The sequence below is a fragment of the Enterobacter cloacae complex sp. P47BA genome (genome assembly GCF_014930485.1).
In the GTDB taxonomy this organism is placed as follows: Bacteria; Pseudomonadota; Gammaproteobacteria; order Enterobacterales; family Enterobacteriaceae; genus Enterobacter; species Enterobacter bugandensis.
Map to the genome: position 1 here is coordinate 153,134 of NZ_JADBRF010000008.1, position 10,779 is coordinate 163,912.

Annotated in this window: 10 protein-coding genes; 2 read left to right on the top strand and 8 right to left on the bottom strand. The window is 57.0% G+C overall.

Going from position 1 to position 10,779, the window contains the following annotated elements; translation table 11 throughout:
* Positions 1-24 precede the first annotated feature (24 nt).
* The 4 genes from IM299_RS10605 to xseB form a co-directional block, all read right to left on the bottom strand.
* On the bottom strand, positions 25-999 hold the full coding sequence (locus IM299_RS10605) for an aldo/keto reductase (protein WP_193357460.1): 975 nt from the start codon (positions 997-999) through the stop codon (positions 25-27).
* Between the two features lie 62 nt (positions 1,000-1,061).
* Complete coding sequence (dxs, locus tag IM299_RS10610; protein WP_193357461.1) at positions 1,062-2,924, bottom strand: 1-deoxy-D-xylulose-5-phosphate synthase; 1,863 nt, start codon at positions 2,922-2,924, stop codon at positions 1,062-1,064.
* A 24-nt stretch (positions 2,925-2,948) separates the two neighbouring features.
* Positions 2,949-3,848 carry a (2E,6E)-farnesyl diphosphate synthase gene (gene ispA / locus IM299_RS10615; protein ID WP_041911085.1) on the bottom strand — a complete coding sequence of 300 codons (900 nt, stop codon included), beginning with the start codon at positions 3,846-3,848 and terminating at the stop codon, positions 2,949-2,951.
* Positions 3,849-4,091, bottom strand: a complete 243-nt coding sequence (gene xseB / locus IM299_RS10620) for an exodeoxyribonuclease VII small subunit (protein ID WP_003859094.1) — start codon at positions 4,089-4,091, stop codon at positions 3,849-3,851.
* 178 nt (positions 4,092-4,269) lie between these two features.
* On the opposite strand from xseB, the gene thiI reads away from it, so the two are divergent.
* Positions 4,270-5,718 carry a tRNA uracil 4-sulfurtransferase ThiI gene (gene thiI, locus IM299_RS10625; RefSeq protein ID WP_041911084.1) on the top strand — a complete coding sequence of 483 codons (1,449 nt, stop codon included), beginning with the start codon at positions 4,270-4,272 and terminating at the stop codon, positions 5,716-5,718.
* A 539-nt stretch (positions 5,719-6,257) separates the two neighbouring features.
* On the opposite strand, the gene yajL is transcribed toward thiI, so the two are convergent.
* Positions 6,258-6,851 (bottom strand): protein deglycase YajL, encoded by a 594-nt coding sequence (gene yajL, locus IM299_RS10630; protein WP_193357462.1) that lies wholly within the window; start codon positions 6,849-6,851, stop codon positions 6,258-6,260.
* Complete coding sequence (panE, locus tag IM299_RS10635; RefSeq protein WP_041911083.1) at positions 6,814-7,725, bottom strand: 2-dehydropantoate 2-reductase; 912 nt, start codon at positions 7,723-7,725, stop codon at positions 6,814-6,816. The genes yajL and panE overlap by 38 nt, the downstream gene beginning before the upstream one ends.
* Positions 7,726-7,846: 121 nt before the next feature.
* On the opposite strand from panE, the gene IM299_RS10640 reads away from it, so the two are divergent.
* Entirely contained in the window at positions 7,847-8,338 is a 492-nt protein-coding gene (locus tag IM299_RS10640; protein WP_023293165.1) for a YajQ family cyclic di-GMP-binding protein, read from the top strand.
* A gap of 32 nt (positions 8,339-8,370) precedes the next feature.
* Here IM299_RS10640 and IM299_RS10645 read toward each other — a convergent pair whose 3' ends face one another.
* Both IM299_RS10645 and cyoE read right to left on the bottom strand, forming a co-directional pair.
* A complete protein-coding gene (locus IM299_RS10645) occupies positions 8,371-9,732 on the bottom strand; it encodes an MFS transporter (RefSeq protein WP_028012156.1) in 1,362 nt (453 codons plus the stop codon).
* Between the two features lie 148 nt (positions 9,733-9,880).
* Complete coding sequence (gene cyoE / locus IM299_RS10650; RefSeq protein WP_003859062.1) at positions 9,881-10,768, bottom strand: heme o synthase; 888 nt, start codon at positions 10,766-10,768, stop codon at positions 9,881-9,883.
* Between the last annotated feature and the right edge of the window lie 11 nt (positions 10,769-10,779).

Consider the following 10,779-nt stretch of genomic DNA (forward strand, 5'->3'; position numbering starts at 1 on the left):
AAGCGTACGCCACCCGGCAAGTGTTTACTTAAACCCCACCACCGGATGCTGCTGATACGGCGTCTCCAGCTCGGCAACCTGCTCCGGCGTCAGCGATAAATCCACCGCGCTTAACAACTCGTCCAGCTGTTCTTCCCGCGATGTACCAATAATCGGTGCGGCGACACCCCGCTTGCCCAGTAGCCACGCCAGCGCCACCTGCGCGCGCGTTGCGCCGATATCGTCGGCGATCCCGGCTAAACGTTCGGCAATCAGCGCATCGCTGGCTTCGGTACCGGAATAAAGATTTTTACCCACTTCATCCGATACCAGCCGCGCCGTGGTTTCTCCCCACGGACGGGTTAAGCGTCCGCGCGCAAGCGGGCTCCACGGGATCACCGCCACGCCTTCCTGGTAGCAGAGCGGCAGCATCTCGCGTTCTTCTTCCCGGTAAATCAGGTTGTAGTGATCCTGCATGGTGACAAAGCGTGCCCAGCCGTGCTGCGCCTGGAGATCGAGCGCCTGAGCAAACTGCGACGCGTGCATTGACGACGCGCCGATATAGCGCGCTTTACCCGCTTTCACGACATCGTTCAGCGCTTCAAGGGTTTCTTCAATTGGCGTGTTGTAATCCCAGCGGTGAATTTGCAGCAGGTCGACGTAATCCATTTTCAGGCGTCTGAGACTGTCATCAATGGAGCGCAGGATCTGCGCGCGAGAGAGGCCTTCAGCCAGATCGCCTGACGGGTAATACACCTTGGTGGCGACCACAATCTCATCCCGACGAGCAAAATCACGCAGAGCGCGGCCCACAATCTCTTCGCTGCTGCCGTCAGAGTAGCTGTTGGCGGTATCGAAGAAGTTGATGCCGCCGTCTATGGCGCGCTTGATGATAGGGCGGCTGCTCTCTTCCGGCAGCGTCCAGGCGTGGTTTCCCCGGTCAGGCTCGCCAAAGGTCATGCAGCCCAGGCAAAGCCGGGACACCCTGAGGTCCGTTTTTCCTAATGTCGTGTATTGCATGGTTCCGCTCCTGCTGTTTAAACAATACGTTTAAGCATAGCAGGAGCAGAAAAGGGGAGGGATCAGGCCAGCCAGCTGCGGATTCTGGCTTCGATACCGGCGGCGTCCAGGCCGATGTCGGCACGCGCCTCGTCCTGAGTGCCTTGCGGGATGAAGTGGTCCGGCAGGCCGAGGTTCAGCACCGGAACCAATTTACGGTTCGCCATCAGTACCTCGTTAACGCCGCTACCCGCGCCACCCATGATGGCGTTCTCTTCCAGCGTGACCAGCACGTCGTGGCTTTCTGCCATGCTCAGAATCAGAGACTCATCGAGCGGCTTCACAAAGCGCATATCCACCAGCGTCGCGTTCAGGGCTTCAGCGACTTTTGCCGCTTCCGGCATCAGCGTACCAAAGTTCAGGATCGCCACTTTTTCGCCGCGACGTTTCACCAGACCTTTACCGATGTCCAGCTTTTCCAGCGGCTGAAGTTTAACGCCAAGGGCATTGCCGCGCGGATAACGTACCGCGCAGGGGCCGTCCTGATAGTGGTAGCCGGTATACAGCATCTGACGACACTCGTTTTCGTCGCTTGGCGTCATGATGACCATGTCCGGGATGCAGCGCAGGAAGGAGAGGTCAAACGCCCCCTGGTGCGTCTGGCCGTCGGCCCCCACGATGCCCGCGCGGTCGATAGCAAACAGCACCGGCAGCTTCTGGATGGCAACGTCATGGATCACCTGGTCGTAGGCGCGCTGCAGGAAGGTGGAGTAAATCGCCACCACCGGCTTGTAGCCGCCAATCGCCAGGCCCGCCGCGAAGGTGACCGCGTGCTGCTCGGCAATGGCGACGTCAAAATACTGGTCCGGGTATTTTTTGGAGAACTCGACCATGCCGGAGCCTTCACGCATAGCAGGCGTGACCGCCATCAGCTTGTTATCTTTTGCCGCCGTTTCGCACAGCCAGTCGCCAAAGATTTTTGAGTAGCTCGGCATTCCGCCGCTGCTTTTCGGCAGGCAGCCGCTGGTATGGTCGAACTTTGGCACCGCGTGGAAGGTGATCGGATCTTTCTCCGCCGGTTCGTAGCCACGCCCTTTTTTGGTCATGATATGCAGGAACTGCGGGCCTTTCAGATCGCGCATGTTTTTAAGTGTGGTCACCAGACCCAGCACATCGTGCCCGTCCACCGGGCCGATATAGTTAAAGCCCAGCTCTTCGAACAGCGTGCCCGGCACGACCATGCCTTTGATGTGTTCTTCGGTACGCTTGAGCAGCTCTTTGATCGGCGGCACGCCGGAGAAAACTTTTTTCCCGCCTTCCCGCAGCGATGAGTAAAGCTTGCCGGAAAGCAGCTGCGCCAGATGGTTGTTCAGCGCGCCGACGTTCTCGGAGATCGACATTTCGTTATCGTTGAGGATAACCAGCATGTCCGGCTTGATATCGCCCGCGTGGTTCATGGCTTCAAAAGCCATCCCGGCGGTGATGGCCCCGTCGCCAATCACGCAGACGGTGCGGCGCTGCTTGTTCTCTTTCTCGGCGGCAACGGCAATACCGATGCCCGCAGAAATGGAGGTTGAGGAGTGGCCGACGCTCAGCACGTCATACTCGCTCTCACCGCGCCACGGGAACGGGTGCAGGCCGCCCTTCTGACGAATGGTGCCAATTTTATCGCGACGTCCGGTCAGAATTTTGTGCGGATAGGCCTGGTGGCCCACGTCCCAGATAAGCTGATCGAACGGCGTGTTATAGACGTAATGCAACGCCACGGTCAGCTCAACCGTGCCAAGCCCGGAGGCGAAGTGGCCGCTGGAGCGGCTAACGCTGTCGAGCAGGTAACGACGCAGCTCGTCACACAGCTTCGGCAGACTCTCTTTCGGCAACAGACGTAACTCCTGGGTGGAGTCAACTAACGCCAGTGTCGGGTATTTGGCAATATCAAAACTCATCAAAGGCTCATCGAGATATATAGTTTATTTATCACGCTGGATTATATAGTCCGCTAGCGCTTCCAGTGCCGAGGTATCCAGCGATTGCGCGGCCAGCTCATTCAGCGACTGGCGGGCATCGTCAATCAGATCCCGGGCTTTACGTTGGGCTTGCTCAAGACCCAGCAGGGCGGGATAGGTACTTTTGCCAAGCTGCTGATCCGCACCCTGACGTTTACCCAATGTTGCAGTATCGCCCACCACATCCAGAATGTCATCCTGAACCTGGAATGCCAGACCGATACTTTCTGCGTATCTGTCCAGAATCGGCAGGGCTTTGCGCCCTTGCTCACCCGCGCTCAGCGCGCCCAGGCGAACGGCGGAACGAATAAGCGCGCCCGTCTTATGACGGTGAATGCGCTCCAGCTGTTCCAGATTAACCTGACGTCCTTCCGCTTCAAGATCCAGCGCCTGGCCGCCGCACATGCCGGCCACGCCGCTGGCCATTGCCAGTTCGGAGATCATCGCCAGGCGGTCGCGGTCGGCCACTTCCGCCATCGGCGCATCGCTGAGAATCGAGAACGCCAGCGTCTGCAAGGCATCGCCCGCCAGAATGGCATTCGCCTCGCCAAACTTAATGTGGCAGGTTGGCTGACCCCGGCGCAGATCGTCGTCGTCCATCGCCGGGAGATCGTCGTGGATCAGCGAGTAGGCATGGATGCACTCCACGGCGGCAGCCGGGGCGTCCAGCGTATTATCGCTGATGCCAAACATATTGCCCGTGGCATACACCAGGAACGGACGCAGGCGTTTACCCCCTAAGAGTGCGCCATAGTGCATGGCTTCAACCAGTGGAGTGTTCTGAAAAGGCTGCGGCGCAATAAAACGGCGTAGGGCGTCGTTGGCGCGAACGACGCGCGCCTGAAGCGCGTTGGTAAAATCCATTTACTCGGCGTCCGGTGTGAATGGCGTGGTTTTAGCGTCTTCGCTGTCGGAAAGCAGGATCTGCACTCGCTGCTCGGCCTGCTGGAGTTTTACCTGCCCCTGCCGCGCAAGCTGCACACCGCGCTCAAATTCGTTGAGGGCGTCTTCCAGCGGTAAATCGCCGCTCTCGAGGCGGGTAACAATCTGCTCAAGCTCACTCAGCGCAGTTTCAAAACTGGCCGGTGCGTCGTTCTTTTTCGGCATAGTGAATTAACTCTTATATTCTTCGCCCCAACATGGTAACGGACTCGGGGCAATTATCAAATAACGCGAGTGGCGCGATGGTGGTATACTTGCGCGCCTGGATGCAGCCACGGGTGTGGGCTGCTGTATCATTTTCCACTACAAGCCTTTATAAGCTTGCCTAAGAAACATTGCCGCCATGAAGTTTATCATTAAATTGTTCCCTGAAATCACCATCAAAAGCCAATCTGTGCGTTTGCGCTTTATTAAAATTCTCACCGGGAACATTCGTAACGTATTAAAACACTACGACGAAACGCTCGCCGTGGTGCGTCACTGGGACCACGTTGAAGTCCGCGCGAAAGACGAAAACAAACGTCAGGATATTCGCGACGCCCTGACCCGTATTCCAGGTATTCACCATATTCTGGAAGTGGAAGACGTTCCGTTCAGCGATATGCACGATATCTTCGAAAAGGCGCTGGTACAGTACCGCGATCAGATCGAAGGCAAAACCTTCTGCGTGCGCGTGAAGCGTCGCGGTAAGCACGAGTTTAGCTCGATTGAAGTCGAGCGCTACGTCGGCGGCGGTCTGAACCAGCACGTTGAGACGGCGCGCGTGCGCCTGACTAACCCGGACGTCACCGTTAACCTTGAGATCGAGAACGATCGTCTGCTGCTGGTTAAGGGCCGTTATGAAGGTATTGGCGGTTTCCCGATCGGCACGCAGGAAGATGTGCTGTCGCTGATCTCAGGCGGCTTCGACTCCGGCGTCTCCAGCTACATGCTGATGCGTCGCGGCTGCCGCGTGCACTACTGCTTCTTCAACCTCGGCGGCGCGGCGCATGAAATTGGCGTTCGTCAGGTGGCGCATTACCTTTGGAACCGCTTCGGCAGTTCCCACCGCGTGCGTTTTGTGGCGATCAACTTTGAGCCGGTAGTGGGCGAAATCCTTGAAAAAGTGGATGACGGACAGATGGGCGTCATCCTCAAACGTATGATGGTGCGCGCGGCGTCCAAAGTCGCCGAACGTTACGGCGTGCAGGCGCTGGTCACCGGCGAAGCGCTGGGCCAGGTCTCCAGCCAGACGCTGACCAACCTGCGTCTGATCGACAACGTATCAGATACGCTGATCCTGCGTCCGCTGATCTCCCACGATAAAGAGCACATCATCGACCTGGCGCGCGAAATCGGCACCGAAGACTTTGCCCGCACCATGCCGGAATACTGCGGCGTGATCTCAAAAAGCCCGACCGTCAAGGCAGTGAAGGCGAAGATCGAAGCGGAAGAAGAGAACTTCGATTTCAGCATCCTGGAAAGAGTGGTGGCAGAAGCGTCCAACATCGACATCCGCGAGATTGCCCAGCAGACCGAGCAGGAAGTGGTTGAAGTGGAAACCGTGAGTGGTTTCGGTGCGAACGATGCGATTCTGGATATCCGCTCCATTGACGAGCAGGATGACAAGCCGCTGAAGGTGGAAGGCGTGGAGGTGGTTTCTCTGCCGTTCTACAAGCTGAGCACTAAGTTTGGCGACCTCGATCAGAGCAAAACGTATCTGCTGTGGTGTGAGCGCGGGGTGATGAGCCGCCTGCAGGCGCTGTACCTGCGCGAGCAGGGATTCGCGAATGTGAAGGTGTATCGTCCGTAGCGTGCGGCCTGGTGCCCTCACACCGACCCTCTCCCACAGGGCTGAGGAATCCCCACAAAATAATACCTGCACGGACAACCCCCTCTCCCTTGAGGGAGAGGGCTGGGGTGAGGGGGAACATACGGCTCTGGTGGTCATTCCGTTCACTTTATGTTCCTTGCTACTCTGTAAGGACATGGCCGGTGAACGTGCCAGGGCGGCTCAATCGCCGCCGCCCTGGCGACCCGGGCTCCCGGCGGTAAATCGCCGCTTCGCGGTGCCTTCGGCTTATTCCTTTCGGCTTGTCGGGGGCGGGCGGAGGTAACGTCCCTGTAAAGCCCGCCCTCTCGGCGCATCCATGCGCCTCGCCCCGGCCTACAGGAAACGCCTCAGCGATTTACAGCCGGATCAGGACATCGCTGTTAGTTATTCATTTCTCTTAAGCAATGTTCATCGCTTCAGGAAAAAAATTACTGGGGATCCCTCAGCCCACAGGGAGAGGGCGCAACCAAAGGTTGCCGTTTTGCTTTTACCTCGCGCCACCCGGCTTTTTTTATGCACTACTCTTCATAGTAATTATAAATCCCCGCCGGCATCACCAGCGACGACGCCACTTCGTAGGCCTTCTCCCGCCCGACCAGCAGATCAATAATCTTTAAGCCAAAATCAATCGCGGTGCCGGGTCCCTGGCTGGTCAGCAGATTGACGCGCGGATCCCAGACGACGCGTTTATCCACCCAATGCTCCCCCGGGATCGTATCCTTAAGCCCCGGGAAGCCGGTCATATTGCCGATGGGGAAGAGGTCGTGCGGAATCAGAACTGTTCCAGCGGCGGCACAGATTGCCGCGACGATGCGACCCGACAGATGAAACTGACGCACGGTTTCAACCAGCAGCGGGCTGTCGCGGAAACATTCCGCGCCTTTTAAGCCGCCGGGCAGGACGATGATGTCGTAATCGCCGTCAGCAACCTGGACAAGCGGTGCGTCTGCCAGGATTTTCACCCCTCGTGAACAGGTGATTGCCAGATTGCCGTCGCTGGCTACGCTGGCGGTTGTTACCTTAATGCCGCCACGTACCAGTAAATCAATGGTGGTGACCGCTTCCATCTCTTCGCTACCAGGAGCGAGGCAAATCAGTGCCGACGCGCTCATATTCACTCTCCTTACGTTTAACCAGGTCATACAGACGGGCGTTTTCCGGCACGGCGATGCCGTGCGAGCGGGCGCGCTTTAGCAGATAGCCGGTAATGTAATCTATCTCCGTATGGCGTAATGCCCGAACGTCCTGCAGCATCGAGGAGATGTTCTCAGCCGTACTCTCAATAACCTGCTCGACATAACAGCGTAAATCCTCTGCTGAGGTGTGCAGGCCTTCTCGCTCAATGACCGACGCGACTTCTGCACACAGGGACGCCACCTCCTGCGGATGGTTTTTCAGCTCCCCGTTCGGGCAGTTCCACAGCGCCGTCAGCGGATTGATCACGCAGTTTACGGCCAGCTTGCGCCACAGCTGAGGGCGGATGTTGTTGTGCCAGGCGACGTCCGGCAAGACCTTTTGCAGAACATCGGCCAGATAGCTGTAGTCGCCATCCTGTGTTCTGGCCGGGCCGATGTGCGTCACGCCGCTGGCGACATGCACGATAATAGTCCCGTCGCGACGCGCAGCGTGGGTGGTGGTCGCCATTAGCAGAGGCTGCGGGACGCTTTTCAGCTCATCAAGGGTTCCCATACCGTTATGCAGCAGCAGAATGGGGGACGTGGGGGGGAGCTGCGCGGCCAGAGTCTTAACCGCATCTGAGACCTGCCACGCCTTGAGCGTCACCAGCAACAGGTCGCTTTGCGCCAGGAAATCAGGATCGTTCGCGGTGAGGGATTCGTTAAAAATGCTTCCGTCTTCACCAATCAGGTTGACACTGCAATAGGGCTGGGGCACGCGCAGCCAGCCCTGAACCTCATGTCCGTGCTTGCACAGCGCGGTCAGCCACAGCTGGCCGAGCGCTCCGCATCCGAGCACCGTAATTTTCATTGTTCCTCCTCACCTGCAACTGCGCCAGGTGTTACAGCTTAATTATACAGCTAAGCTTCTGTTGAGTTATGCCTCGTAGCGGGTATTATGCAACGCAACAAAAGTGAAGGGAGAAGAAAAGATGCCATCTTTCGATATTGTTTCCGAAGTTGATATCCAGGAAGTTCGCAACGGCGTTGAGAACGCAACCCGCGAAGTTGAGTCACGTTTCGATTTTCGTGGCGTTGAGGCGTCGTTTGAGCTGAACGACGCAAATAAGACCATTAAGGTGCTGAGCGAGTCTGATTTCCAGGTGAATCAGCTGCTCGACATTCTGCGCGCCAAGCTGTTAAAACGTGGCATCGAAGGAACGTCTCTGGACGTGCCGGACGAGTTTGTCCACAGCGGTAAGAACTGGTTTGTAGAAGCCAAACTGAAGCAGGGCATCGAGAGCGCGGTGCAGAAGAAGATCGTGAAGCTTATTAAAGACAGCAAGCTGAAGGTGCAGGCGCAGATCCAGGGCGAAGAAATTCGCGTGACCGGTAAATCTCGCGATGACCTCCAGTCCGTGATGGCGCTGGTGCGCGGCGGGGATTTGGGACAGCCGTTCCAGTTTAAAAACTTCCGTGATTAAGACAAAAAAGCCCGGTTCAACCGGGCTTTTTTTCAGGCCTTCAGCGCCTGCTCCACCTCAAAGCGGTTCGTCACTTTGCTGTCAATTTTGACATAAGCGCTGCGCTCTTCGGGAACAATCAGCACCTCTGTGACCCCTTCTTTTCCTTCCAGACGCTGCTTCAGCGCGTCGCTAATCTCCACGTCATCCGGGATTTCTACCCGCAGGCTGCTCACGTAACGTGGCTCTTTCATGGTGCTGGCAACCAGCAGCCAGACTGTTGCCAGCAGCGCGCCCGCGAGAAACACGGTTTGTGAATCAAACAGACCGTCCACCCAGCCGCCGAGCGACCCGCCGATCGCCACGCCGAGGAACTGGCTGGTGGAGTAAATGCCCATTGCCGTGCCTTTGTAACCAGCGGGGGACTCTTTGCTGATTAGTGACGGCAGCAGCGCTTCCATCAGATTAAACGCCAGGAAGAACAGCTGCACGCCTGCGATCAGCTCCCAGAAGTGCGGGCCAGCGCCCCAGAGCACAATCTCGGCAATCAGCAGTAACGCCACGCAGCCCACGAAGACGCGTTTCATTTTGCGCTTCACTTCGGCGTAGATGATGAACGGCACGACAGAGACAAACGAAATCAGCATCGTGACCAGATAAATTTTCCAGTGCTCGGCCGCCGGGAAACCTGCTGCGGCAAGCTGACCGGGCAGGGCGACAAAGGTGGACATCAGCAGAATATGCAGGCACATAATGCCGAAGTTAAGCTTTAGCAGACGCGGCTCGGCGATGACTTTGCTAAAGCAGCCTTTAACCATCCCGGATTCACGGTTAAGGACGTGATTTTTACTGTCTGGCACAACCCACAGGGTGAGTGCGATCCCGATAGTCGCCAGCACCGCAATCATCCAGAACAGGGCGTGCAGACCCAGTTTGTGCGTAATGATGGGACCGAGCACCATCGCAATCGCAAACGTTACGCCAAAGCTCACGCCGATGAACGCCATCGCTTTGGTGCGGTTTTGCTCGCGGGTTAAATCTGACAGCAGCGCCATCACCGCGGCGGCAATCGCACCGGAGCCCTGTAGGGCGCGGCCCAAAATAATGCCCCAGATGGAGTGGGAGAGGGCGGCAATAACGCTCCCGAGCACAAAGACCAGCAGCCCGCCGACAATCAGCGGCTTGCGGCCCACCCGATCAGAGAGCAGGCCAAAGGGGATCTGAAAAATTGCCTGCGCCAGGCCGTAGATACCGATCGCCAGACCAATCAGCGCTTCGCTGGCACCCTGTAACGCCATGCCGTACGTGGTCAGAACGGGCAGGACCATAAACATGCCAAGCATCCGCAGCGAGAAAACAGTCCCTAAACCCCAGGTCGCACGCAGCTCGCCCGGCGTCATTTTATAATCGTTCATTACCACCTCAGTTTAAAAGCAGGCCATAGTGTAGTGCGGGGAAGGGGCGGGGTAAATAAAGGCTTATTTAACAAATATTACATGCGTAATTAATAGATTTCGTGAATAAAAAAGGGTGCCGAAGCACCCTTTTCATCATCACATAAACTTACCAGACGTAAGTCAGCAGGTTTTGCGAGTCCGGCACCATGAAGTCTACGGACATCATCACGGACAGGGAGGTGATGGCGACAATCGAGAACACAAACAGCTTGCGTGCCCAGACTTTGTCATCTTCCACCTTGTAGCCGCGCAGGGCCATGCCGAGCCACCAGACGCTCACCGCGGCTGCTACCACCAGATATTTATATCCGGCGTAACCGCCCAGAGAAAGCATCAGCGTTGCCACGGCAAAAGCGATGATGTAGAGCGTGATGTGGTTCTTGGCAACTGAAATGCCCTTCACGACCGGCAGAACCGGAATATTCGCTGCCTGATAATCCTTGAAGCGGAAAATCGCGATGGCATAGGAGTGCGGCATCTGCCACAGGCTAAAGATAGCCAGCAGGATGAGCGCACCGCTGTCGAACTCGTTCGTGACGGCGCAGTAGCCAATCACCGGCGGCGCAGCGCCGGAGAGAGAACCAATCAGCGTGCCGTAGACGGAGTGACGCTTCATATACAGGCTGTAGACGCCTACATACACCACGAACCCCATCACCCCCAGCCAGCAGGCCAGCGGGTTAGCACCAAACCACAGCAGCATAAAGCCAGCAATACCCAGCAAGGTGGCGTACACCAGCGAGACGGAAGGGGCAATCAGGCCTTTAACCAGCACCCGATTCTTGGTCCTTTCCATCTTCTTGTCGATATCCATGTCGATGTAGTTGTTAAATACACAACCGGACGCAACCACCAGTGACACACCGACCAGCGTGTAAATAAAGAGGGTGTAATCAATGCTGCCTTTAGAGGCCAGCAGGAACCCTCCGATTACGGAGATCAGGTTGCCAAAGATGATGCCTGGTTTCGTGACTTGCAGGTATTGCTTAAACATACTCGCCGCTC